Here is a 24,970-nt window from a genome sequence, read left to right on the forward strand (position 1 = left end):
TGGTTCCTTAGGACAGTGGCAGAGGGCGCAGATTGTAACCAAAGAAAGGTGGAGGCAGGAATTGGCTCTTGTAGTGAGCGGGCTTGCCCCGCGCTGGGCTGCGTAGCGGCCCTAAAACCAGACACCGCGCTCTGCCAGACAGAAACGCGGTGTTTTTATCGGGGCCGCTACGCAGCCCAGCGCGGGGCAAGCCCGCTCACTACAGTCAGACTTTGAACTGGCGCAAGAGCCCATCCAGCTGTTCGCTCAGGCCACGCAACTGCGCGCTGGCCACGCTCGACTGCTGCGCCGCCAACGCCGTGCTGTGGGACAGACTGGCCGCCTGGGTGACGTTCTGGTTGATGTCTTCCACCACGTGGGCCTGCTGCAGGGTGGCGCTGGCAATCGAGGCGTTGAGGCCATTGAGATTGCGCAAGGCCTGGCCGATGGCGGTGAGGCTGGCCCCGGCCTGGCCGGCCTGTTCAATGGTCAGTTGCGATGCGCTGTGGCTGTCGCTGATCACCTTGACCGCCGCTTCCGAGTGACCTTGCAGGCGCTCGATCATGCCCTGGATCTCGGCGGTGGACTTTTGCGTGCGTTGGGCCAGCAGCCTTACTTCATCGGCGACCACGGCAAAGCCACGGCCTTGTTCGCCGGCGCGTGCCGCTTCAATCGCCGCATTGAGGGCCAGCAGGTTGGTCTGGTCGGCAATGGAGCGAATGACTTCAAGCACGCTGCCGATCTGGGTACTTTCAGCGGACAGCGTACGGATCACGTCCACCGCGTTGCTGATGGTGCCGGAAAGCTGGTCGATCTGCTGCAGGCTGCCGTCGATATTGACCTGGCCTTGTTGCGCCTGGGCCTGGGCATCGCGCATTTCGCTGGCGGCATGTTCGGCATTCTTGGCCACGTCCTGCACGCCGTAGGTGACTTCGTTGATTGCGGTGGCCACCAGTTCCATCTGCTGGGACTGCTGCTGACTGCGGTCGTGGGCCTGGGTCGCGTTGTTGCCCAATTCCTGGGAGGACTGGCCCAGGGCGTTGGCGCATATCTGCAACTGGCTGACCACCTGGCGCAGCTTGGCGGTGAAGCTGTTGAAGTGCTGCGACAGCTGGGTGACTTCGTCCTGGCCGTGGGTGTCGAGGCTACGGGTCAGGTCGCTTTCGCCGCTGGCGATATTACCCATGGCGCTGACCGCAGCCTGCAACGGCCGCACGATGCTGCGCGCGATCAGCGACACCAGCAAGGCCATCGCCAGCGCGATGCCCAGGCCGATAAACGAGGCTTTCCATACCTGCGCGCTGAACTCGGCCTGCACATCATCGACGTAAACGCCGGAGCCGATGATCCAATCCCACGGCGCGAACAGGTGGATATACGAGGTCTTCGCCACCGGGGCTTCGGCGCCCGGTTTCGGCCAGCGGTAGTTGACGATGCCGGCGCCCTTGGCCTTGGCCAGGCTCACGAACTCGTTGAACACCGCAAACCCGTCGGGGTCGCGGATCGCCGAAAGGTTCTGGCCGTCGAGCTTGGGGTTGGCCGGATGCATGATCATCACGGGCGTGAGGTCGTTGATCCAGAAATAGTCATCATGGTCGTAGCGCAAGCCACGCACCGCGCTCAGAGCTTGCTTCTGGGCGGCGTCGCGGGTCAACACGCCGGTGGTTTCGAGGCCGTGGTAAAACGTCAGGATCCCGCTGGCGGTCTCGACCACGTATTGGGTCTGCTGGCGCTTGGCCTGGTAAAGGTCATCGTGGATCTGCTTGAGCATCAGCAAACCCAGGGCCAGCAGCATCAGCACGGCGACTATCAGGATCAGCCAGAGGCGCCGGCTGATCGACATGTTGCGCAAACTGTTCATCGTCCTGTCACTCCGTGCTTTTTATAATTGTGGGCGCTGCATCGACTTTTCCGCCTTGTCTGATAGGCTTTCGGCCCGTATTCGGAAAACCTGAGTACTGTCTGATTTTTCACGAGATTTTGGCTGGTCGGGGTTGTACCCTCACACGCGTGTCGTCGTCAGTGAACCATTAAAAAGATTAACGAGGCTTGCCGTAGCGCAAGGCCTTTGGGGGAAGCATGGATTTTTGGACCGCCATTCAGGCAGTGATTCTTGGCGTTGTGGAGGGACTTACCGAGTTCCTGCCGATTTCCAGCACCGGCCACCAGATCATCGTCGCCGATTTGCTCGACTTTACCGGCGACCGCTTCAACGCGTTCAATATCATCATTCAGCTGGGCGCCATCCTGGCGGTGGTGTGGGAGTTTCGCGGCAAGATTTTCGAAGTGGTCAAGGGCCTGCCGACCCAGCGCAAGGCCCAGCGGTTCACCGCCAACCTGCTGATCGCCTTTATGCCGGCGGTGGTGCTGGGGGTGATTTTCGCCGACGTGATTCACCATTACCTGTTCAACCCGATCACCGTCGCCACCGCCCTGGTCGTGGGCGGCGTGATCATGTTGTGGGCCGAGCGGCGCGTGCATGAAGTGCACGCCGAAACCGTCGATGACATCACCTGGAAAGACGCGCTCAAGGTCGGCCTGGCCCAATGCCTGGCAATGATCCCGGGCACCTCGCGTTCGGGCTCGACCATTATCGGCGGCCTGTTGTTCGGGCTGTCACGCAAGACGGCCACCGAGTTCTCGTTCTTCCTGGCGATGCCAACCATGGTCGGCGCGGCGGTGTATTCGGGCTACAAGTACCGTGAGCTGTTCCAGCCGGCGGACCTGCCGGTGTTCGTCATCGGGTTTGTGACCTCGTTCATTTTCGCAATGATTGCGGTCAAGGGCTTGCTCAAGTTCATTGCCAGCCACAGTTACGCAGCATTTGCCTGGTACCGCATTGCGTTTGGCCTGCTGATCCTGGCCACCTGGCAGTTCGGCTGGATCGATTGGGCGGCAGCCAAGGCATGACGATCCAGCACCCGCGCCTCAAAGCGCTGATCTTTGTGCTGCTGTGCGCGGCGCCGTTGGTGGGATCGGTGTTGGTGTGGCAACGCGGCGAGACCCTGATCCCGCTGGCGGCTTATGGAGTGGTCAGCCTGGTCGCGTTCTTCCTTTACTGGAGCGACAAGCGCAAGGCCCGCACCGACAGTTGGCGCACCCCGGAAAACATCCTGCACGCCGTTGAACTGGCGGGCGGCTGGCCGGGGGCGTTGATTGCCCAGCAGGTGTTCCGGCATAAGACGCGCAAGGTGTCTTACCAAGTGCTGTTCTGGGTGGTCGTGTTGCTGCATCAGGTGTTCTGGCTCGACCAGCTGTTCCTGGGCGGCACCTTGTTATCCGTCCTCTAGCAATAACCCGACCTGCGTGCGCTTGGGCAGTTTGCGCACCACGAGCTGATGAGAACGCTGCAACAAGCCACGCAATTCCTCGGCGCCCAGCGGGTAGGGCGTGTTCATGATGATCCATTGCGCGCGGGCCAGGTACGGCGCCGGGTGGATGCCCGGTCGGTCGACGTGGCCGAGGAACAGGTCCTTGTCGACCTTGAACGCCAGCGAGTCACCCCGCAGGTTTTGCAGGGCGAACATTTTGTTGCCGGCTATCGAGAACACCCGCACGCCGCCCCATTTGTAGTCTTCCCGCGCGCCGGGCAGGCTGAGGCAGAAAGTGGCGACTTGCGCTTCGCTCATGGTCATAACTGGCGGTCTCCACAGCTTTTGAAGCCTTCTTCCAGGTAATCGATCCAGGCGCGAATCGCCGGCAGCACACCGCGTCGATGCGGGTACACCGCCTGGAGCCAGCCGCCCGGCAATGACCACTCGGGCAGCAGTTGCACCAGGCGGCCGCTGGCCAGTTCCTCTTCGCAATACATCATTGGCAGCACCGTAAACCCCAGGCCCATGATTGCGCTGGCCTTGCGTACGATGAAATCATCAATGCCCAGGCGGGCCTCCATCGCCAGGTCATGGGGTTTGCCTTGTGGGTCGAGCAGGCGCACGTGGACCATGCGGTCGGCTTCCAGCGCGCCGAGGATCGGCAATTGCTTGAGGTCGTCGAGGCTCTCGACGCGACGATCGCGCATGAATTCGGGGCTGGCGACCAGCACCGTCTGGGCCTGGCGCAGGCGCTTGGTCACCAGCAACGGGTCTTCATCGCCCAGATCACGCACCCGCAGCGCTACGTCGATACCTTCGGCGACCAAGTCCACGCGGCGATTGACCAGGGTCATTTCCAGTTGCACCAGCGGGTGTGCCGCCAGAAACCCGGCCACCAGCTCCGGCAGGATGTGCTGGGTCAAGCCCACCGGGCAACTCACGCGCAGCCGCCCACGGGGTTCGCTGGACATGCTCGCCACGGCCTCATCGGCCATTTCCGCCTCCAGCAGCATGGCCTGGCAATGGCGCAGGTAGCGCTCGCCCACGGCGGTGAGGGTCAACTGGCGGGTGGTGCGTTGCAGCAGGCGCGCGCCCAGGCGTTCTTCCAGCTCGGCGATGCGCCGCGACAGCCGCGACTTGGGAATCCCCAGCAGCCGGCCGGCGGCGGCGAAACCGCCGGCTTCGACGACTTTGGCGAAATAGTAGAGGTCGTTGAGGTCTTGCATGCTCGGCCTATTGTCCTGTGAGTGGGACAAACTATCGCATTGCAGGCAGCTTATCGACCATTGGTTTCATGCGTAGCATCACCAGCATCTGATCGCTACTGTCGATCCCACCTCGGAGACCTGCTCATGAAACTGTTGCACATCGATTCCAGCATCCTCGGCGACAACTCGGCTTCCCGTCAGCTCAGCGCCGGCGTGGTCAAGGCCTGGCAAGCGGCGCAGCCGGGCGTGGAAGTGACTTACCGTGACCTCGCCAGTGAAGGCATCAGCCACTTTTCCGGCGCGTCCCTGGGCGCATTGGGCACCGCTGCTGAGTTGCGTGACGCCGCGCAACAGCATGAAGCGCAGCTGAGCGCATCGTCGCTGGCCGAATTCCTCGCCGCCGATGCCATTGTGGTGGGTGCTCCGATGTACAACTTCACCATCCCGACCCAGCTCAAAGCCTGGATCGACCGCATTGCCGTGGCCGGCCAGACTTTCCGCTACACCGAAGCCGGCCCGGAAGGCCTGTGCGGCAACAAGAAGGTCATCATTGTCTCCACCTCCGGCGGGCTGCATGCCGGGCAAGCAACCGGCGCCGCCCATGAAGGCTACCTGAAACTGCTGTTTGGCTTCCTCGGCATCACCGATATCGAAATCGTGCGCGCCGAAGGCCTGGCCTACGGTGACGAAGTGCGCAGCAAATCCTTGAGCGACGCCAACGCACTGATCAACGAACAATTGTTCGCCGCCGCGTAAGGCTTGTGTAAATTCGCCCCTCCCTCGGTTTCAATCTGAAGCCGAGCGCCTAAACTCTGTATTCTGCTCGCCTGAACGCGAGCGGCGTACGGAGTTTTTTCGTTTGCCCGCGGTCTTGTTTAAAGTGGCCCAGGTTATGCAGATAGGGGTGGACACCTGGGGCTTTTCTTTCGATCGGCTGGTTATCACGCAGCAAAGGTGGACATCCTCATGATGCGTCTTTGTGCAGTCATGCTTCTTTCCCTGCTCGGCGGCCTGGTTTCAGTGCACGCCGCGCCCGCACCGCACCCGCATTGGAGCGTGGGGTTCCATCGCATGACGTTTCTTGATCCGCTGGACCTGCAGCCGATGAAAGCCGTGGCGTTTTACCCCTCAACCGGCCTTGAGCACACCACGCAACTGGGGGCTTATCATGTGGCCGCCAGCGAAGACGCCAAGATCGCCATCGGCCGTTTCCCGATGCTGATGCTGTCCCATGGCAACACCGGTACGCCCCTGGCCTTGCATGACCTCGCCACGTCATTGGCGCGCAAGGGCTTTGTGGTGGTGGCCGTGCTGCACCCTGGCGACAACTACAAGGACCACAGCCGCCTGGGCACGGTGAGCAACCTGTATGGCCGGCCGATCCAGATTTCCGAAGCGATCACCGCCACCTTGGGCGACCCGATGCTGTCGCCCTTCGTCAACGTCAACCAGGTGGGGGTCATCGGCTATTCCGCCGGCGGCGAAACCGCGTTGATCCTGGCCGGTGCCAAGCCGGATTTCAACCGCCTGCGCCGTTACTGCCAGGAGCGCCCGGAAGATCGCGACGCCTGCACCACCAAGGGCGAACTGATCGTGGATCGCGATGATCTGCAGCCGCAACCCGACCCGCGTATTCATGCCTTGATGCTGATGGCGCCGCTGAGCCTGATGTTCGGCCGTCACACCCTGGCCGATGTGCATGTACCGGTGCTGCTCTACAGCGGGGATGGCGACAAACTGGTGGCCGTGGACAAGAACGCCGCCGCCCTGGCGCGCAAGCTGCCCGAGCCGCCGGACTTCAAATTGCTGGCCGGGGCAGGGCACTTTGTGTTCATGGCGCCGTGCGACAGCGATCAACTGGCGGCAATGCCGGCGATCTGCACCGATGCCGATGGAGTCGACCGCGAAGGCATTCACCGTGACTTGATCTCCGAGGCCGGGCGTTTTTTCAGCCAGACCCTCGGGCAAGCCACCCGCGCCGGCCTGCAGACGGCCGATCAGTAAGCGCGACGCTTGAGCAACAGGGTCACGCCCAAGGCGGTGACCGACAGCAGCGCTGCGCAGAAGAAGATCCAGCCGTAGCCGAGGTTCAGGGCCACGGCGCCCATCAACGGTCCGGCAATCGCCAGGGCCAGGTCAAAGAACACCGCGTACGCACTCAGCCCCGCGCCACGACTGCTGTTGGGTACCTGCTTGATGGCTTCCACACCCAGCGCCGGGTACACCAGCGACAGGCCAAAGCCGGTCAGCCCTGCGCCGATCAATGCAACGCCGGTCGACGGCGCCAGCCAGAGCAGGGCGAGGCCGAGGGTCTCGATGCTCATGCACGCAATCGCCGCGCGGAAACCACCGAAACGACTGATCGCGGAGATAAACACCAGCCGCGACAGGATGAAGCACACGCCAAATACCGTCAGGCAGTACGCCGCGCCGGTCCAGCCGCGATTGAGGTAGTACAGCGTGATAAAGGTGGTGAGTGTGCCGTAGCCAATCGAGGCCAGGCACAGGCTGGCGCCAAACGGCGCGATACGCCCGAACACCGCCCAAAACGGCAAGCGCTCGCCGCGCACCACCGGCACCGACGGTTTGTGGCGGATCAGCACCAGGCCCAGCGCCGCCAGCACCGAGAGCGCAATGCCAAGGCTGTTGTAGCCGTACTGCGCGACCATGACTACGCCCAAGGGCGCACCCATGGCGATGGCGCCGTAGGACGCGATGCCGTTCCACGAAATCGAACGCGCGGTGTGCTCGGCACCGACCTGGCCCATGCACCAACTGATGGTGCCGACGCCGATCAACCCTTGGGCCACACCCAGCAACAGGCGTGCAACGATCAGGATGCCCAGGCTCAACGACGGCAGGCTGTGCACCAGCGTGGCGAAAAACGTCAGCACGCCACTCACCAGGATCCCGGCCAACCCCAACACAATCGCACGCTTGGTGCCGACGTTATCCGACATCCTCCCGGCCATCGGCCGGCTGAGCAGGGTCGCCAGGTATTGGCAGCCGATGGTGACCCCGGCGACGACGGCGCTGAAGCCCAGTTGCTCATGCACATAGCCTGGGATCACCGCAATCGGCAGGCCGATGCAGATGAACGCGATGAAGGTGTAGAAGACGATGGAGACGATCTGCAGGGTGATAGACAGTGAACTGGGGGCGGCGGCAGGCATGGGCATTCGTTCGCGGGCGGGCGGTACGGGCATCATGGCAAGGGTATGGGTGAAATGAAAGCAGGCTATCTACTGTAGTGAGCGGGCTTGTCCCGCGCTGGGCTGCGCAGCGGCCCCAAAAAAAACACCGCGTTCTGCCTGGCAAAACGCGGTGTCTGGTTTTAGGACTGCTGCGCAGCCCAGCGCAGGGCAAGCCTGCTCACTACAGGTTCTTTAGAACACCACGCCTTGGCTGCGCAGGTAGTCGTCATAAGTGCCGCTGAAGTCGATCACGCCACTTGGGCTCAGCTCGATGATGCGGGTGGCCAGGGACGATACGAACTCGCGGTCGTGGCTGACGAAGATCAGCGTACCCGGGTAGTTCTCCAGCGCCAGGTTCAACGCCTCGATGGATTCCATGTCCAAGTGGTTGGTCGGTTCGTCCATGATCAGCACGTTCGGCTTTTGCAGGATCAGCTTGCCGAACAGCATGCGGCCTTGCTCGCCGCCGGAGATGACCTTGACCGACTTGAGGATCTCGTCGTTGGAGAACAGCATGCGGCCCAGCGTGCCACGGATCACTTGCTCGCCCTGGGTCCACTGGCCCATCCAGTCGAACAGGCTCATGTCGTCTTCGAAGTCGGAGGCGTGGTCCTGGGCGTAGTAGCCCAGTTCGGCGGCGTCGGTCCACTTGATGCTACCGGCATCCGGCGTCAGTTCGTTGACCAGGGTGCGCAGCAGGGTGGTCTTGCCGATACCGTTCGGGCCGATGATCGCCACGCGCTCGCCGGCTTCGACCTGGAAGCTGAAGTCCTTGAACAACGGCTTGCCGTCAAAGCCCTTGGCCATGCGATCGACGATGACCGCCTGGCGGTGCAGCTTCTTGGTCTGTTCGAAACGGATGAACGGGCTCACGCGGCTCGAAGGCTTGACCTCGGCCAGCTGGATCTTGTCGATCGCCTTGGCACGGGAAGTGGCCTGCTTGGCTTTCGAGGCGTTGGCCGAGAAGCGGCTGACGAAGGATTGCAGTTCGGAGATCTGCGCTTTCTTCTTGGCGTTGTCCGACAGCAATTGCTCGCGGGACTGGGTCGCCACGGTCATGTACTCGTCGTAGTTGCCCGGGAACAGGCGCAGCTCGCCGTAGTCCAGGTCAGCCATGTGGGTGCACACGCTGTTCAGGAAGTGACGGTCGTGAGAGATGATGATCATCAGGCTGGAGCGCTGGGTCAGGATGTTTTCCAGCCAGCGGATGGTGTTGATGTCCAGGTGGTTGGTCGGTTCGTCGAGCAGCAGCACTTCAGGGTCGGAGAACAGCGCCTGGGCCAGCAATACGCGCAGCTTCCAGCCGGGGGACACTTCGCTCATCGGGCCGAAGTGTTGTTCCAGGGGAATGCCCAGGCCCAGCAGCAGCTCACCGGCGCGGGATTCGGCGGTGTAGCCGTCCATTTCGGCGAATTCGGTTTCCAGCTCGGCCACGGCCATGCCGTCGTCTTCGCTCATTTCCGGCAGCGAGTAGATGCGGTCGCGCTCGGCCTTGACCTTCCACAGTTCTTCGTGACCCATGATCACGGTGTCGAGCACGGTGAATTCTTCGTAGGCGAACTGGTCCTGGCGCAGTTTACCCAGGCGTACGTTCGGCTCCAGCATGACCTGGCCACCGGACGGATCAAGGTCGCCGCCGAGGATTTTCATGAAGGTCGACTTGCCGCAACCATTGGCACCGATCAAACCATACCGGTTGCCGGCGCCGAACTTGACCGAGACGTTCTCGAAGAGCGGCTTGGCGCCGAACTGCATGGTGATGTTAGCTGTGGAGATCAATTACTTTACCTATCAATGGGTTGCGAGCGTGGCGGCAGGAGCCTTCAGGCATGCGTCAACAGCGACATCAAGGCGCGAAACCCGGTCGCTGAGCAGAAAATTTTGGATGTGTGTTGGAATTTGGCGCGCATTGTCGCATATGTCAGGCGACAGTTGTATGTCGAGCGAAGGAAGGTTTCGCCAAGGTCTCCGGCATCGCCAGCCATAACAGCGCCAGGGCCAGCGCCGCAACGCCGGCCAGGGTCAGGAAGGCCGCGTTGTATCCCGCCTGTTGCACCACGAAACCGGCCAGGCTGTTGCTCAACGCCGCGCCCAGGCCAAACACGGTGGAGAGGGCGCCCAGGCTGACGTTGAAGCGGCCGGTGCCTTGGGTCAGGTCCTTGACGATCACCGGGAACAGCGCACCGAAGAGGCCTGCGCCGACGCCATCGAGCAGTTGCACGGCCACCAGCCAGTACGGTTCGCTGGACAGGGTATAGAGCACGCCGCGCAGCGGCAGGATGATGAAGCCCGCCAGCAGCAAGGGTTTGCGCCCCCAGGTGTCGGCCTTGAGCCCGACCAGCCAGGCCATGGGCACCATCACCAACTGCGCGGCGACGATGCAGGCGGACGTCAGCGGCGTCGCCATCTGCAGGTTGATCTGCGCCAGCTTCTGGCTGACCAGCGGCAACATGGCGGCATTGGCCAGGTGGAACAAGGCGCAGCAGATGGCAAACAACAACAGGGGACGGTTTGCCAGTAACACGCCGATGCCGGAAGGTTGTTCATGGTCGGTGTGATGCGCCGGGTCGAAGCCTCGGGCCACGTCATGGTCGATGGCGTGCGCCGACACACAACTGATCGCGACGATACTGGCCAGCGCCATGAACGCCATCAGGTAGAACACCACCACGGGACCGAACAGGTAAGCCAGGCCGCCGGCCAACAGCGCCGCCACGGCGTTGCCGGCATGGTTGAAGGTTTCGTTGCGCCCGGTCCGGCGGGTGAAGGCGCGTGGGCCGGTAATGCCCAGGGAGATCGCACTGATCGCCGGCGCGAACACAGACGCGGCGACGGCGCTGGCGGCCTGGGTCAACGCCACCAGGCTGAACGAACTGACGAAGGGCAGCAACAAGCAACTGCCGGTTACTGCCATGGCGGCCAGCGCAATCACCGCGCGCTTGCTGCGCGTGCGGTCGATCAGCGCGCCCGCCGGCCCCTGGGTCAGCAACGCGGCGATACCCGCCAGGGTCATGACCACGCCGATACTCGCCGGGTCCCATTGGTGCACGGCCAGCAGGTAGATGGCGAGGTAGGGGCCGAGGCCGTCGCGCACATCCGCCAGGAAGAAATTCAAGCTGTCCAACGACAACGCGTTACGCAGGTCGGAGTGTCTGGCCACGGCGAGCTCTTCAGAAAGCAGCGTTCAGGGGCTGAACACTCAGTGCGTTAATGACCCGCACGCTCTGGATTAAGTTTCCCGCGCGCCATGGGGTTTTAATCGGCGGGCACTTGGCTTATTTTCTGATCCCCGCTTTATTGAATATCCGGAGACGCAATGGACATGCCCTCAGCCCGACAGGCGATTGCCAGCAACAAGGACGCCTGGGACCAATCCGCCCACCTGCACACCGCCACCGACACCTGGCACGCACTGCGCAACAGCGTGAGTGATCCTGGTTTTTCATGCCTGGATCCGACCCTTACCGGCTTGCTGCAAGCCATCGGCGTGGCCGGCAAGGACGTGGTGCAACTGTGTTGCAACAATGGCCGTGAAACCCTCTCGCTGTTCGGCCTGGGCGCGCGAACTGCGGTGGGTGTGGACCAATCCCAGGGATTTCTTGAGCAGGCCCGTGAACTGGCCGCGCTTTCGCCTCACGATGCGCAGTTCATCGAAAGTGATATCCACCCATTGCCGCCGGATTTGCACGAACGCTTCGATATCGCCTTGGTGACCATCGGCGTGCTGGGTTGGATGCCGGATGTGGCCCAGTTCATGCGTCATGTTGCGAGCACCTTGAAACCCGGCGGTACGCTGGTGATATACGAAACCCACCCGTTCCTGGAAGTGTTCGATCCTCGCGCGCCAGACCCGTTCCTGCCGGCCAGCTCGTACTTTCAGCGCGAGCCCTTCGTGCTGCAAGAGTCGATTGTCTACGAAGGCGAGGGCGAAGTAGCCGGTCCCACTTCCTATTGGTACGTGCACACCCTGGGTGAGGTGATAAATGCCGCCATCGGCGCGCAGTTGCAGATCAGCCACCTGCAGGAATATCCCCATTCCAACCGCGAGGAGCTGTACGACCGCTACGAGCACCAGCCTGCGCAACTGCCGATGTGTTTCACGTTGACCGCCACCAAGCGCCCTGATTGAGACGGCTTTTTTTCAGGCAAAAAAAAGCCCGCGAGGAGAGGCGGGCTAAGGGATCCACTGGAGTAGGTAGGCTTCACCCTATAGAGCCGAAAGTGAAGGCTTTGTGAAAATACTGTCGCAAGTTCGGATGGCGCGCCGATCAGCTGCGACGCACAAAGGAGCGCATTGTTTGACCTGGGCCAGTGCTGAATGCGAGCGGCCGGGGCATACCTTCATCGGCGGCAATGAACACGAACGCGTCGCCATCGAGGCGATAACTGGCGGGCAAGTGCTTGCCGGCATCATCGCCCATAGTGTCGACCCAGGTAATGCGCTTGGGCACGGCGCTGCTGTCCAGGTAAAACCGGCCGGCGAGCAACACCTCGCCATTGATGGTCTTCACTTCGAAGCGGTCGCCGGTAATAGTCGTGATTGCGCCAGGGGCACTGTGGGCATCGACCGGATTGAGCACGCCGCTGTCCTCAAGTGAGGTTTGCTCCCAGGCGCCTTGCAGGGCTTGAACATCGGGGTCTGAATTGGATGACATACAAATTCCTTTTTGGTTGACGGTCATTGCGGCTTCAGGTGTAGGCTGTTTTCCACTTACTGTGCAATTTTCCTTTAATTACAAACGATTGATGCTATTTTGCATGATCTGGGGAAACGTTTTGTAACGGCCTCTGGATGCGCTGATTATCGGGTGGAAATGAACCCGTGTCATTTAATCAAGCGTGCTGTCGGTTTGGGTGGTTCTTCTACCGAATGTCCTGTGCGCGGAACGTTTCCCCTGTTTATTCGGTCGTTATTGTTGTGTTTGCTTTTTAAACGTTGGTTATCAACTCATCAGGGTGTATGAACTTTGAGTAACGCTCCTCAGCCTCGTCAATCGTTACCTTCGGATGAAATCGATCTTTTTGAACTGTTTGGCGCCGTCTGGAAGCAAAAAAAACTGGTCTTGGGTTGTACACTCCTGGCTGGCCTTCTGGGAGTCGGCTATGCGTATCTTGCGCCCAGGGTTTATCAGGTCAGCAGCGTGCTGCGGCCTGCGGCAATCAATGAACTGGACGCTCTCAACCGCTCCGAAGTCTACAAGTTGCCGCCCGCTGACGCGTTGACCAAAGTGGCTGCGCAGTTGGACTCATACGAGACCCGATTGGGCTTCTTCAGGGCCAACCCCGCATTGTTCGAGGCCTTCCAACAGCCTGGGCGCAGCCTGGAACAGAGTTTTGAGGCGTTCAACAACGACGCCGTTCGCCTGTCACTTCCCGACCCCAAGAACCCCGATGCGCTCAACAACTACATCCGCCTGGAAATGCAATACCCCAGTGGTGCTGACGGGGTGGCAATTCTCAATGGGTTTGTGGCATACGCTATCGCGCAGCAACGCAATCAGGTAGGGGCGGATCTCAAGGTCATCGTCAATAACCGCCTCAACGAGCTCAAAGGCAAGATCGATGCGGCGCGCGCCAACTATGAAACCGGCAAGGAATCGAAAATCGCCAGGTTGTTGGAGGCGGACAAAGTCAAGCGTGCCCAATTGCAAGACGAACTCGGCGCCTTGCGTCTGCAGATGAAAACGCAACGCACCAGTCGCCTGGCCGAACTGGACGAGGCCATCGCCATTGCCAGGTCCATCGGCATCAAACATCCCACCACGCCTTCTGCAATGGGGGCTGAGGCTAGCCCGGGCGGCGGCCAGGTGATGCGTACTGAAGTGACCAACCAGGCGATCCCGTTGTACTTCATGGGTACCCAGGCGCTGGAAGCCGAGCGGGCTGCGCTGGCGCGACGTACCAATGATGACTTCTCCAACACTCGCATTGCTGAGATTGGCAAGGAGTTGCGCATGCTTGACGCCAATCGCGAGGTGGAAGTACTCAAGAGTCGCAAGAGCGAAGACATGTTCTTGCAAGACGTTGAGCCCCTCTGGGCGGAGCAAGCGCGGCTGCGCAGCCTTAATATCGACATGAGTGCCTTGAAACTTGTGACCGTCGACAGGCAGGCACAGGAACCGTCGAGCCCGATCAAGCCGAAGAAAGCCTTGGTCATCGCCGTGAGCCTGGTGGTGGGGCTGATGCTGGGGGTATTGATGGCGTTAATCTGGCATTTCGTGCAAGTGCGGCGCCAAACCGTGCCGACGTCCACGCTGGATGAGCGTCGGTTGCCACCCCGATAAGCCTTTTTGTAGTGAGCGGGCTTGTCCCGCGCTGGGCTGCGAAGCCGCCCCAATAAGGACCCCGTAGTGTTCCAGATGAAACCAGATCGTCTGGTTTGGGGCGGCTTCGCCGCCCAGCGCGGGGCAAGCCCGCTCACTACAGGGATTTGTCAGCTTTGAAAGTTGTGTAGATACCCATGCCCCGATAAGAGCGGCCCAACCCAGACCTGTAGTGAACGGCTAAGCCCCTTCACTACCGCGTACCCTCCGAGCGGCATTAGGATTTTTTGCCCGGCGAACACACGTACAAGACAGCTTTTCACAATTCTTGGTTAACTTTTGGTTACAACTTGTGGCTAAATAACTGCACATGGCCACGCGCCGGGTTGTCACTCAGCCGGCCGTGCCGATTGTGTGAATTGTGATTTCAGGTGCTGCTATTCAAACCTGTGCCGTTGTGGGCACGCAGGAGCAGCCTGCTTTCTTCTGACGTGTGACGACATCTCTTGAAGCTCATCATCGTTGTTCTCTACCTTGCCTCGATTACGTATGTGCACCTGCGTGGCCGAGTGCGGCACCCGCTGGGCCGCCAACTCAGTGATCATTCGACCTTCCTCGCGCCGATCAACTGTTTTCTCTACCTGTTCTCCAAACTGCCGAGTCGACCTTATCTATCGCCCAGCGACTTCCCGGACCTGAGCCCGCTCCAGGCGCATTGGGAAGAGATCCGCCTGGAAGGCCAGAACCTGATGCGTGCCGGCGAGATCAAGCGTTCGGAGCAATACAACGACGTAGGGTTCAACTCGTTCTTCAAGTCCGGTTGGAAGCGTTTCTATCTGAAATGGTATGGCGACAGCCACCCATCAGCGATGAAGCTGTGCCCGCGCACCACTGAGCTGGTCCAGCGTATCGGTTCGATCAAGGCCGCGATGTTCGCCGAGCTGCCGCCGGGCGCCAGGCTGGTGCGCCATCGTGATCCCTATGCAGGCTCGTACCGCTATCACCTGGGCCTGGACACACCCAACGACCCTGGCTGCTACATCAATGTGGATGGTGAGAGCTACTACTGGCGCGATGGCGAACCGGTGATGTTCGACGAGACCTACATCCACTACGCCGAGAACACCACGCAGCACAACCGTATCATCCTGTTTTGTGATATCGAGCGCCCGATGAAGTACCGCTGGGCGGCCGCGTTCAATCGCTGGTTCAGCCGTACCGTGATGGCAGCGGCCGGTTCGCCCAACGATGCCGGCGACAAGACTGGCGGGCTCAACCGCGCTTTCACGCGCTTGTACAAAATCCGTTTGCGCGGCAAAGCGCTCAAAAAGCGCAACCGCACCCGTTATTACCTGGAACAATGGGCCGTCTTCGCCGGGTTGCTGGCGATCTTCCTACTGATCTGAGCCTCAGCCAAGGTGCCGTTTACTCAGGCGGTTGAGCGCCCAGCTTGTCCCACATCTTCCGGCTGATCCTTTGGCGGTTGGCATACCCGGCCCAGGGATCAGCCTTCAACCCATTCAAACGCTCGTGCAGGTTGGCGACGGTCCACTGCTGGGCACCGCTCAGCCCTTTGAGTTCCTCGCGACTGACCGGCACCGACACCGGCAATCCCGGGCGTGCGCGCACCGAGTACGCCGCTACGGTGCTGGCGCCCCTTGCATTGCGCAGGTAGTCGATAAAGATCTTGCCGACTCGGTTTTTCGGCCCCGACGTGGCGGTAAAGCGCTCGGGCAGTCGCTCGGCCATGAACTGGGAGACGGCCTTGGCGAAGGCCTTGACCGTGTCCCAATGATCTCGGCGCGCCAAGGGCACGACCAGGTGCAGGCCTTTGCCGCCGCTGGTTTTGACGAACGTCTGCAGCCCCAGTTCGTCCAGCACCGACAGGGTCAGTTGCGCCGCTTCCACCATGGCTTCCCAGGGCAATGCCGGGTCCGGGTCGAGGTCCAGCACAAACAGGTCCGGGGTTTCGATTTTGTCGGTGGTGGCGCCCCAAGTGTGGAATTCCACGGTGCCCATCTGCACGGCGCCGATCAACGCACGGGGGCTGTCGATTTCCATCAGGCGCGCATGGCCGGGATCAAGCGCCGGGTCCAGTTGTTTAATGTTTGGAATGGCCAGGCGTTCCGAGTGCTTCTGGAAGAATTGCTCGCCTTCGATGCCTTCCGGCGCCCTGAGCAGTGCAACGGGGCGATGCACCAGGAAGGGCAGGAGCCATTGGCTGATGCTGTCGTAGAACTGCGCCAGTTGCTGTTTCTGCGTGCCGCTTTGCGGGTCGATCACGCGGTCCGGATGAGTGATCTTCACATCGGCGTTGGGTGGCTTGGCTGCTTTCATGGATTTGGCCGTTCGCGGTTGCTCATGGATGATCTGCGCGGCCGGTTTGTCGGTGCGCAGCGCGACAAACGCCGCCTGGCGGATGACACCTTCGCGGGTCCACTCGGCGAATTGCACTTCGCCCACCAACGTCGGTTCCACCCAATGCACGCCACGCGCCTGGGCGCTGGTCAGCTGCGTCGCCAGGGGCGAAGCCTTGCGTTCAAGTGGCGTGAGCAGCGCGTAGATCGACGTCAGCGCCGCGTGATCGAAACCGGTGCCCACGCGCCCGGCGTACACCAGCCCGGAATCATCATTCACCGCCAGCAACAGCGCGCCGAAACCACTGCGCGAACCCTTCGGCCGGGTGTAGCCGACGATCACGAACTCCTGGCGCAAGCGGCACTTGAGCTTGACCCAATCGGCACTGCGGCTGGACACGTACGGACTGCCCAGGCGTTTGCCGATCACGCCCTCCAGGGCCAGGTCGAAGGCGCTTTCTATAATGTCCCGGTGGTGGGCGGTAAAGGCTTCGGAGAAGCGCAGCAATTTGTTTTTGTTGGTGCCCAAGGCAGCCTTGAGCGCGGCGCGCCGCGTCTCGACAGGCGCCTGGCGTTGGTCCTGGCCATTGAGGAACGGTGCATCGAACAGGTAGTAGACGATGTCCAGGCTGCGCCCGATATCAAACGCATTTTGCAGCGCCTGGAAGTCCGGCAGCCCGTCGCCGTTGAGGCTGACAACCTCGCCGTCGAGCCAGCTGTCCTTGAGCTTGAGGGCCTGCAAGGCCTTGGTTTGACGCGGCAGGCGTTCGGTCCAATCGTGGCCGTTGCGCGTAAACAGGCGCACCTCGCCGTCGCGAATGCGCGCGAGCATGCGGTAACCGTCGTATTTGACCTCATATTGCCAGGCGCCTTCCGGTGCGCGGTCAACCAGCGTGGCCAATTGCGGGGTGAATTGCTCGGGCAGGGTAGCCGCGTTTTTCCGGGCTTTGGCCCGGGGTCTGGGCTTGCTGGCCTGGGCACTCTGGTCATCGAGTTTTGGCATGACTTATGAGGCCTTGTTGGATTTCTTCGCGGCGGGCTTTTTGCTCGGTTTTCCCGCCAGGCTGCGCTTGAGCAATTCCGTCAGGTCGATCACATCGGCCGACTTGCGCTCCTCAGTGTCATTGCCGGTTTCAACGTCCTCGATCTTGCCGGCCTTGGCCTTCCTGGCCACCAGCGCCATGATTTTTTCCTGGAAGCTGTCACGGTATTCGTCGGGCTGCCAGTCGGCGCTCATGTCTTCCACCAGGCGCTTGGCCATGTCCAACTCACCTTTGGCCAGGCTGGGCTTGGTCACGTCGTCGCCCAGTTCCAGTTCGTCCAGACTGCGCACTTCGGCCGGCCAGCGCAGCATCACCAGGATCAGCGCCGATTCCAGGGGCATCAATGCCGCCAGGTGCTGCTTGGTGTGCAGCACTACGTTGGCCAGCGCGACCTTGTCGGTTTTCTTGAGGGTTTCTCTTAGCAACGCGTAGACCTTACCGCCGCGTTTATCCGGAGCCAGAAAGTAGGGCGTATCGATGTTCTGCAACGGGATCTGATCGCTGGCGACGAACCCGATGATTTCGATGGTCTGGGTCGACTTGGGGTGAGCCGCGCGAATTTCCTCCTCGCTGATCACCACATAGCGGCCTTTTTCGAAGGCCACGCCTTTGACGATGTTTTCCTTGGTGATCTCCTTGCCGGTGGTCTTGTTGATGCGCTTGTAGCCCACCGGGTCCATGCTGCGCTTGTCCAGCCAGTCGAAGTCGACACCTTGGGAGGAGGTGGCCGAAACCAGCGATACCGGGATATGCACCAAGCCAAAACTGATGGCGCCTTTCCAGATTGCTCGAGGCATATGTGCGATTCCTTGAGTAGGGGCTGTGTTCTGGTGACTCGGACGTTGCGGGAAAAGTTTCGCCGGGCAGATGCGCGGACAGATCGTGTTACACCTGATGAGAAACTATTTAGTGTCGCAAGCCGAACCCAGGGCGTAGCGTGTTATCGAAAGCACGTACTCCTCGCCCCAGAGAGACTTTGTCATGAACAGTTGCAGGCGTCACATTGCAGCGCTGCTGTTGGGCCTGGCCCTGGTGCCGGTGGCAGGGGCACAGAACCTGCCCGGCAACACCAGCAACAATGCCAACAATGGCCCGATTCACCGGGCCAACCCCAACAGCATGCAGGGCACCCAGCCCAACGCGCCGGCCATTCGCGGGATCCAGACCGGGCCGACCACACCCAGGCCGACCCTGGAGAACCGCGGCATCGGCAACGGTTACCCCCAGCGGGATACCGCACCCAGCCGTCCGGCCCCCCAACCCAGAACCCCCACCTATGACGCCAGCGGCAATCGCCGGTAAGGACCCAGCCTTATGTTCCTACGCAAAACCCTGCTAGCCGCCCTGTGTGCAACCACACTGCTGCCGATGACCGCCGCTTTCGCCGCTGACGCCCAGCAGTTCCCCAGCGAACAAGGCAGCATTACCGCCACCCCGATTGCCAAAGGCCTGGACCATCCATGGGCGGTGGCCTTTCTGCCGGACAAGCAAGGCTTCCTGGTCACCGAGCGACCCGGCCACCTGCGCTTCGTCAGCCCGGACGGCAAGCTTTCTGCCCCGCTGACAGGCGTGCCCGAGGTGTGGGCCAAAGGGCAGGGTGGCTTGCTGGATGTGGTGCTGTCGCCCGACTTCAAACAGGACCGCATGGTCTACCTTTCCTACGCTGAAGGTGGCGGCAAGGGCGGTACGGCCGGCACTGCCGTAGGCCGTGGTCGCTTGGCGGCTGACTTCAGTGGCTTGAGCGATTTCCAAGTGATCCTGCGCCAGGAGCCGAAGCTGTCCACCGGCAATCACTTCGGCTCGCGCCTGGCCTTCGACCGCGATGGTTACCTGTTCGTGAGCCTGGGAGAAAACAACGACCGCCCGACAGCCCAGGACCTGGACAAATTGCAAGGCAAGGTCGTGCGCATCTACCCGGACGGCCGCGTCCCGGATGATAACCCCTTCGTCGGCCAGCCCGGCGTGCGCCCGGAGATCTGGTCCTACGGCCAGCGCAATCCCCAGGGGCTGGCGTTGAACCCCTGGAGCGGCACGGTCTGGGAAAACGAGCACGGCCCGCGCGGCGGTGATGAGGTCAACATCATCGAGCGCGGCAAGAACTACGGCTGGCCATTGGCAACCCACGGCATCAACTATTCGCTGACACCGATTCCCGAAGCGCAGGGCAAGACAGTGGCAGGCACGGTGCAGCCCCATCATGTCTGGGAGAAATCACCGGGTATCAGCGGCATGGCGTTCTACGATGCGGATCGCTTCAAGCCCTGGCAGCACAACGTGTTTATCGGCGCGCTGGTCAGCCAGGAGTTGATTCGGCTGCAGTTTGACGGCGACAAGGTAGTCCACGAAGAGCGTTTGCTGGGCGGCTTGAACGCGCGGATCCGCGATGTACGCCAGGGGCCGGATGGCTTTTTGTACGTGCTGACGGATGAGGATAACGGTGTGTTGTATCGGGTGGGCCTGAATCAGGATTGATGACGCGGTGCGGCTAAACCGGCGTCCTGCCGGTTTACCCCTCAAATCGATATCGAATTGCGGCCAGCGTGGTTGACGGGGCGCCTCAGATCAAGATTCAAAATGTGGGAGCTGTCGAGCCCCAGCGAGGCTGCGAAGGCGGCGGCACTGCTGGCATTTTTTCGCCTGACCCACCGTTTTCGCAGCCTCGCTAAAGCTCGACAGCTCCCATAGGGAGATTTGTCAGCCTCTGAAAGTTGTGTAGATACCTCAGCTGTGTCCTGCCCACAATCGTTGGCGCCCGTCCCTCATCATGACGGGCGCCGCAATGGTGCCGGTCAGCGATTGAACCGCTCAACCAACGCATATTGGGTGGCCGCGGTATTGGTCAGTTCCTTGCTCAGGTCGGTGGATTGATGGGCCTGTATCGAGGTCTGGTCGGCCAGTTCGGCAATGGTGGTGATGTTGCGGCTGATCTCCTCGGCGACGGCGCTCTGTTCTTCGGTGGCGGCGGCGATCTGGGTGGTCATGTCGGTGATGTGCGACACGGCCTCGCTGATGCCCACCAGCGCCTGGTCGGCTTCCAGTACCCAGGCCACGCCTTCCTGGGCTTGGCGCTGGCCGTTTTGCATGCTGTGCACGGCGTTGTTGGACGACGTTTGCAGTTGGGTGATCAGCCCATGGATCTGAGTGGTGGATTGCGAGGTACGCTGGGCCAGTTGGCGCACTTCGTCCGCCACCACCGCAAAGCCCCGGCCTTGTTCGCCGGCACGCGCGGCTTCAATCGCGGCGTTAAGCGCGAGCAGGTTGGTCTGGTCGGCAATGCCTTTGATTACATCCACTACGCTGCCGATTTCGTCGCTGTCCTTGGCCAATTGCGCCACGGTGGCGCCGGTCTCGCCCACCACGGCGGACAGGCGCTCGATGGCTTCACGCGTATCGCGCGCCACTTCACGGCCACGGCTGGTCAGCACGTTGGCTTGCTGGGTGGCATCGGCCGTGCGTTGCACGTGGCTGGCGACTTCCTGGGTGGTCGCGGCCATCTGGTTGACGGCGGCCGAGACTTGTTCGGTTTCGACGCGCTGGCGGTCCAGGCCCTTGGAGCTGGCGGTGGCCAGCGTGTCGGACTGCGCGGCCAGGGCGCTGAGTTGTTCGGCACTGTCCTGCAAGCGGGTGAGGCAGGTTTTCAGGCGCGAGGTCTGGCTGAGAAAGGCGGTTTCCAGGCGTCCCTGGGGGCCGCGGGCGTCGCTGTACATTTGCGCGATCAATGCATCCGACGTCGACGGCTCGACACCCTGCAACAAGCGCAAGGTACTGCCTTGACGCCAGTGCGAGCAGAGCAGACCCACCGGCAGCGCCACCGCGACGGCCACGGCAATGGCCACCGGTGCACTGAGGAACAGCCCGGCGAGGCTGCCGGCCAGCCCGGTGGCCGCATAGGGCACGCAGCTCATGACGGCCGGCAGCCAGGCATCCTGGCGCGGCACGCCCGGCTTGCCCTGGCTGATGCGGCGGTACAGCGCCTGGGCACGGCGAACTTCATCGGCGCTGGGCTTGACCCGCACTGATTCGAAGCCCACCACGCTGCTGCCTTCGTAGATCGGCGTGACGTAGGCGTTGACCCAATAGTGGTCGCCATTTTTCGAACGGTTCTTGACGATGCCCATCCACGGCAGGCCCTGCTTGAGCGCACTCCACATGTGCGCAAACACCGCCGGCGGCACATCGGGATGGCGCACGATGTTCTGCGGAGCACCGATCAGGTCGTCGCGTTCAAAACCGCTGATATCGACAAAGGCATCGTTGCAATAGGTGATGTTGCCTCGGACATCCGTGGCGGAAATCAGTTTTTGCTGAGGCGCGAGGGAAATCTCGCGCTGTGTTACGGGCTGGTTGTTGCGCATTCGACGGCTCCCTGAATTACCTGAAGGTCATCGGCACCACCTGGGATAAGTTGATGACTGATTGTCGGACGGTATTCAGGGAGCGACGCATGGGCTCAAGGACGCGAAGCAATCTCATCCAGGTGCTGCAACATATCCAGCGGGTCTTCGTAGACGCGCAGCGCACCGGCGCGCTCAAGCTCACCGATGTCATAGCCGCCGGACAGCAAGCCAATGCCGGTGGCTTTTGCGCGACGCGCGGCGAGCATGTCCCAGACCGCGTCGCCGATCACCAGGCACTCGTCGATCGGCACCTGCATGCGCTCGGCGGCGGCGAGGAACAGGTCCGGGTCAGGCTTGCCGTACTTCACATCGTCACGGGTAATGATGTTGACCTGCTCAATGTCCAGTTGCAGCGCCTTGAGGTTGATCTTCGCGGTATCGACACCGCCGCTGGTGGCGATGCACCAGTTGAGGCCGGCCTCGCTGAGGGTCTCGAGCAGCTGCAGCGCACCGGGCAGCGCAATGATCTGGCCCTGCAAGCGTGCGTAGGCCTCGGCATGCAAGTCTTCGAGACGCCGGGCCTGCGGCTCGCTGATGTCCAGCCCGGTTTCACGGGACAAGGACTTCAACATCAGGCCGCCGCTCATGCCGATCCTGCGGTGAACGCGCCACATCGCCAAGGGGATGCGTTCGGCGTCCAGCGCTTCTTTCCAGGCGGCGACGTTTTGATAGACGCTGTCGGTCAGGGTGCCGTCGAGGTCGAAGATAAATGAAGTGTGCGGTCGCATGGGGCTGTTCTCCAATCAAAACGGGGTGATGGGATATCAGCTTGAGTGACATCACGTGGCTTGGAGTGCGCTGCGGTGTTGGGGTTCGATTTTTCGCGCAGTGCTGCGCGTAGTGCAAAAGCCTGAACTTTGCGCGCAAACCCCTCATAATGGCGGCCATTTTTGTCTAGCCGTTATTCTGGTGTGCCCCCATGGAAATCAAGGTCAACTTTCTCGACAACCTCCGGCTCGAAGCCAAGTTCGATGACTTCACGGTGATTGCCGACCAGCCCATTCGCTACAAAGGCGATGGCTCGGCACCGGGACCTTTCGATTACTTCCTGGCGTCGTCGGCGTTGTGTGCGGCGTACTTCGTCAAGCTCTACTGCAGCACGCGCAACATTCCCACGGACAATATCCGCCTGTCGCAGAACAACATCGTCGACCCGGAAAACCGTTACAACCAGATCTTCAAGATCCAGGTGGAGTTGCCGGCGGACATCAGCGACAAGGATCGCCAGGGCATCCTGCGTTCCATCGACCGCTGTACCGTGAAGAAAGTGGTGCAGGCCGGGCCTGAGTTCGTGATCGAAGAAGTCGACAACCTCGACGCCGATGCCCAGGCACTGTTGATGCCGGCTGCTGCCGGCGCGACGCCTACCTACATCGCCGGCAAGGACCTGCCGCTGGAACAGACCATTGCCAACATGTCGGCGATCCTGGCCGGCCTGGGCATGAAGATCGAAATCGCCTCGTGGCGCAACATCGTGCCCAACGTGTGGTCGTTGCACATCCGCGACGCGCATTCACCGATGTGCTTCACCAACGGCAAGGGCGCGACCAAGGAGGGCGCCCTGGCGTCGGCACTGGGCGAGTTTATCGAGCGGCTCAACTGCAACTTCTTCTATAACGATCAGTTCTGGGGTGAGGAGTTGGCCAATGCGCCGTTCGTGCATTACCCGGACGAGCGCTGGTTCCAGCCAGGCCCCAATGATGAGCTGCCCAGCGAAATCCTCGACGCGTACTGCCTGAAGATCTACAACCGCGAAGGTGAACTGCGCGGCTCGCACTTGTTCGACACCAATTCCGGCAACGAAGCGCGCGGCATCGTCTCGCTGCCGTTCGTGCGCCAATCGGACGGCGAGGTGGTGTACTTCCCGTCCAACCTGATCGAAAACCTCTACCTCAGCAACGGCATGAGCGCCGGCAATACCTTGGCCGAAGCCCAGGTGCAGTGCCTGTCGGAGATCTTCGAGCGCGCAGTGAAGCGTGAAATCATCGAAGGTGAGTTCGCCTTGCCGGACGTGCCGGCCGAGGTGCTGGCCAAGTACCCGGGGATTCTCGCCGGTATCCAGGGCCTGGAAGCCCAGGGTTTCCCGGTGCTGGTCAAGGATGCATCCCTGGGCGGCGAGTTCCCGGTGATGTGCGTGACCTTGATGAACCCGCGCACTGGCGGCGTGTTCGCCTCCTTCGGCGCGCACCCAAGCCTGGAAGTGGCGCTGGAGCGCAGCCTTACCGAACTGCTGCAAGGCCGCAGTTTCGAAGGCTTGAACGACCTGCCGCAGCCAACCTTCGAAGGCCAGGCGGTGACCGAGCCGAACAACTTCGTCGAGCACTTCATCGACTCCAGCGGCGTGGTGTCGTGGCGCTTCTTCAGTGCCCAGTCGGACTATGAGTTCGTCGAGTGGGATTTTTCGGGCGAAGGCGAAGACTCCAATGCCCAGGAAGCCGCCACCCTGTTCGGCATTCTCGAAGGCATGGGTAAAGAATCCTATATGGCGGTGTACGAGCATCTGGGTGCCACCGCGTGCCGGATCCTGGTGCCGGACTACTCGGAGATCTACCCGGTGGATGACCTGATCTGGGACAACACCAACAAGGCGCTGTTTTTCCGCGCCGACATCCTCAACCTGCACAGCCTGGATGACGCCGAGTTGCACGCGCTGGTCGAGCGCCTGATCGAAAGCGAGCTGGACGACTACACCGACATCACCACCTTGATCGGCATCGAGTTCGACGACAACACCGTCTGGGGCCAGCTCACCATCCTGGAGTTGAAGCTGCTGATCTTCCTGGCCTTGAAGCAATACGAAGAGGCTAAGGAATGCGTGGAAATGTTCTTGCAGTACAACGACAACACCGCCGACCGCGGCCTGTTCTACCAGGCGATGAATGCGGTGCTGGAGATGGAACTGGACGACGACCTGGACCTGGCGGACTACGAAGCCAATTTCCGGCGCATGTTTGGTAACGAGCGCATGGACGCGGTGATTGGTTCGGTCAACGGCAGTGTGCGTTTTCATGGCTTGACGCCGACCAGCTTGAAACTGGAAGGACTGGAGCGGCATCAGCGCTTGATAGAGAGCTACAAGAAGCTGCACGCGGCGCGCGCCAACCTGGCCTCAAGCTAACGCAAATCCCCTGTGGGAGCGGGCTTGCTCGCGAATGCTGAGTGTCAGTCGACAGATTAATCGACTGACCCACCGCATTCGCGAGCAAGCCCGCTCC

At 61.4% G+C, this 24,970-nt stretch carries 19 protein-coding genes and 4 pseudogenes; 10 read left to right on the forward strand and 13 right to left on the reverse strand.

The genetic code is table 11. The features are described 5' to 3' along the window. Positions 1–205: 205 nt before the first annotated feature. Positions 206–940, reverse strand: coding sequence for a methyl-accepting chemotaxis protein (locus tag KVG91_RS28095; protein WP_404822458.1), 735 nt, complete (start codon positions 938–940; stop codon positions 206–208). Positions 941–1,060: 120 nt separating this feature from the next. Next, positions 1,061–1,840 (reverse strand): annotated as a pseudogene (locus KVG91_RS28100) (cache domain-containing protein); the annotation flags it as partial. Positions 1,841–2,058: 218 nt separating this feature from the next. Here KVG91_RS28100 and KVG91_RS22750 point away from each other — a divergent pair. Then, complete coding sequence (locus KVG91_RS22750) at positions 2,059–2,889, forward strand: undecaprenyl-diphosphate phosphatase (protein ID WP_169376194.1); 831 nt, start codon at positions 2,059–2,061, stop codon at positions 2,887–2,889. Continuing rightward, complete coding sequence (locus KVG91_RS22755) at positions 2,886–3,269, forward strand: DUF1294 domain-containing protein (protein WP_169376195.1); 384 nt, start codon at positions 2,886–2,888, stop codon at positions 3,267–3,269. The genes KVG91_RS22750 and KVG91_RS22755 overlap by 4 nt, the downstream gene beginning before the upstream one ends. Here KVG91_RS22755 and KVG91_RS22760 read toward each other — a convergent pair. Further along, positions 3,255–3,614: an MmcQ/YjbR family DNA-binding protein gene (locus tag KVG91_RS22760; RefSeq protein ID WP_169376196.1), complete on the reverse strand. Its 360-nt coding sequence runs from the start codon at positions 3,612–3,614 to the stop codon at positions 3,255–3,257. The genes KVG91_RS22755 and KVG91_RS22760 overlap by 15 nt on opposite strands. After that, positions 3,611–4,519 (reverse strand): LysR substrate-binding domain-containing protein, encoded by a 909-nt coding sequence (locus tag KVG91_RS22765; protein WP_169376197.1) that lies wholly within the window; start codon positions 4,517–4,519, stop codon positions 3,611–3,613. The genes KVG91_RS22760 and KVG91_RS22765 overlap by 4 nt, the downstream gene beginning before the upstream one ends. Before the next feature lie 126 nt (positions 4,520–4,645). Between KVG91_RS22765 and KVG91_RS22770 the strand changes: the two genes are divergently transcribed. Further along, a complete protein-coding gene (locus tag KVG91_RS22770; protein ID WP_169376198.1) occupies positions 4,646–5,257 on the forward strand; it encodes an FMN-dependent NADH-azoreductase in 612 nt (203 codons plus the stop codon). Between the two features lie 210 nt (positions 5,258–5,467). Next, positions 5,468–6,505, forward strand: a complete 1,038-nt coding sequence (locus KVG91_RS22775) for an alpha/beta hydrolase family protein (RefSeq protein ID WP_169376199.1) — start codon at positions 5,468–5,470, stop codon at positions 6,503–6,505. Here the strand turns inward: KVG91_RS22775 and KVG91_RS22780 are convergent. From KVG91_RS22780 to KVG91_RS22790, 3 genes are all read right to left on the reverse strand, one after another. After that, a complete protein-coding gene (locus KVG91_RS22780) occupies positions 6,499–7,674 on the reverse strand; it encodes an MFS transporter (protein ID WP_169376200.1) in 1,176 nt (391 codons plus the stop codon). The two genes, KVG91_RS22775 and KVG91_RS22780, sit on opposite strands and share 7 nt — an antisense overlap. A 213-nt stretch (positions 7,675–7,887) precedes the next feature. Next, the gene (locus KVG91_RS22785) at positions 7,888–9,474 is read right to left on the reverse strand and encodes an ABC-F family ATPase (RefSeq protein WP_074851754.1); all 1,587 of its coding nucleotides are present in this window, start codon (positions 9,472–9,474) and stop codon (positions 7,888–7,890) included. A gap of 142 nt (positions 9,475–9,616) precedes the next feature. Beyond that, a complete protein-coding gene (locus KVG91_RS22790) occupies positions 9,617–10,855 on the reverse strand; it encodes an MFS transporter (protein WP_169376201.1) in 1,239 nt (412 codons plus the stop codon). Positions 10,856–11,011: 156 nt separating this feature from the next. Between KVG91_RS22790 and KVG91_RS22795 the strand changes: the two genes are divergently transcribed. Then, the gene (locus KVG91_RS22795) at positions 11,012–11,824 is read left to right on the forward strand and encodes a class I SAM-dependent methyltransferase (RefSeq protein WP_169376202.1); all 813 of its coding nucleotides are present in this window, start codon (positions 11,012–11,014) and stop codon (positions 11,822–11,824) included. A gap of 139 nt (positions 11,825–11,963) precedes the next feature. On the opposite strand, the gene KVG91_RS22800 is transcribed toward KVG91_RS22795, so the two are convergent. Beyond that, positions 11,964–12,350 carry a TIGR03067 domain-containing protein gene (locus KVG91_RS22800; RefSeq protein ID WP_169376203.1) on the reverse strand — a complete coding sequence of 129 codons (387 nt, stop codon included), beginning with the start codon at positions 12,348–12,350 and terminating at the stop codon, positions 11,964–11,966. 312 nt (positions 12,351–12,662) lie between these two features. On the opposite strand from KVG91_RS22800, the gene KVG91_RS22805 reads away from it, so the two are divergent. Both KVG91_RS22805 and lpxO read left to right on the forward strand, forming a co-directional pair. Further along, on the forward strand, positions 12,663–13,979 hold the full coding sequence (locus KVG91_RS22805; protein ID WP_169376204.1) for a Wzz/FepE/Etk N-terminal domain-containing protein: 1,317 nt from the start codon (positions 12,663–12,665) through the stop codon (positions 13,977–13,979). A 485-nt stretch (positions 13,980–14,464) separates the two neighbouring features. Beyond that, positions 14,465–15,364 carry a lipid A hydroxylase LpxO gene (gene lpxO / locus KVG91_RS22810; protein WP_169376205.1) on the forward strand — a complete coding sequence of 300 codons (900 nt, stop codon included), beginning with the start codon at positions 14,465–14,467 and terminating at the stop codon, positions 15,362–15,364. A gap of 19 nt (positions 15,365–15,383) precedes the next feature. Here lpxO and ligD read toward each other — a convergent pair. Then, positions 15,384–17,282, reverse strand: a pseudogene (gene ligD / locus KVG91_RS22815) (DNA ligase D); the annotation flags it as partial. Positions 17,283–17,321: 39 nt separating this feature from the next. Beyond that, the gene (gene ku, locus KVG91_RS22820) at positions 17,322–18,155 is read right to left on the reverse strand and encodes a non-homologous end joining protein Ku (RefSeq protein ID WP_169376206.1); all 834 of its coding nucleotides are present in this window, start codon (positions 18,153–18,155) and stop codon (positions 17,322–17,324) included. Positions 18,156–18,339: 184 nt separating this feature from the next. Between ku and KVG91_RS22825 the strand changes: the two genes are divergently transcribed. Continuing rightward, positions 18,340–18,660: a hypothetical protein gene (locus KVG91_RS22825; protein WP_169376207.1), complete on the forward strand. Its 321-nt coding sequence runs from the start codon at positions 18,340–18,342 to the stop codon at positions 18,658–18,660. A gap of 12 nt (positions 18,661–18,672) precedes the next feature. Next, positions 18,673–19,830, forward strand: coding sequence for a PQQ-dependent sugar dehydrogenase (locus KVG91_RS22830; RefSeq protein ID WP_169376208.1), 1,158 nt, complete (start codon positions 18,673–18,675; stop codon positions 19,828–19,830). Between the two features lie 317 nt (positions 19,831–20,147). Here KVG91_RS22830 and KVG91_RS22835 read toward each other — a convergent pair. The 3 genes and pseudogenes from KVG91_RS22835 to KVG91_RS22840 form a co-directional block, all read right to left on the reverse strand. Next, positions 20,148–21,122: pseudogene (locus KVG91_RS22835) on the reverse strand (methyl-accepting chemotaxis protein); the annotation flags it as partial. Between the two features lie 324 nt (positions 21,123–21,446). After that, a pseudogene (locus tag KVG91_RS28240) lies at positions 21,447–21,713 on the reverse strand (PAS domain-containing protein); the annotation flags it as partial. A gap of 95 nt (positions 21,714–21,808) precedes the next feature. Further along, positions 21,809–22,483, reverse strand: coding sequence for an HAD family hydrolase (locus KVG91_RS22840; RefSeq protein ID WP_169376941.1), 675 nt, complete (start codon positions 22,481–22,483; stop codon positions 21,809–21,811). 191 nt (positions 22,484–22,674) lie between these two features. Here KVG91_RS22840 and KVG91_RS22845 point away from each other — a divergent pair, with 191 nt between their 5' ends. Further along, on the forward strand, positions 22,675–24,873 hold the full coding sequence (locus KVG91_RS22845; RefSeq protein WP_169376940.1) for an OsmC domain/YcaO domain-containing protein: 2,199 nt from the start codon (positions 22,675–22,677) through the stop codon (positions 24,871–24,873). The last annotated feature ends 97 nt before the right edge of the window (positions 24,874–24,970 follow it).

The sequence above is a fragment of the Pseudomonas azadiae genome (assembly GCF_019145355.1).
GTDB classification, from domain to species: Bacteria; Pseudomonadota; Gammaproteobacteria; order Pseudomonadales; family Pseudomonadaceae; genus Aquipseudomonas; species Aquipseudomonas azadiae.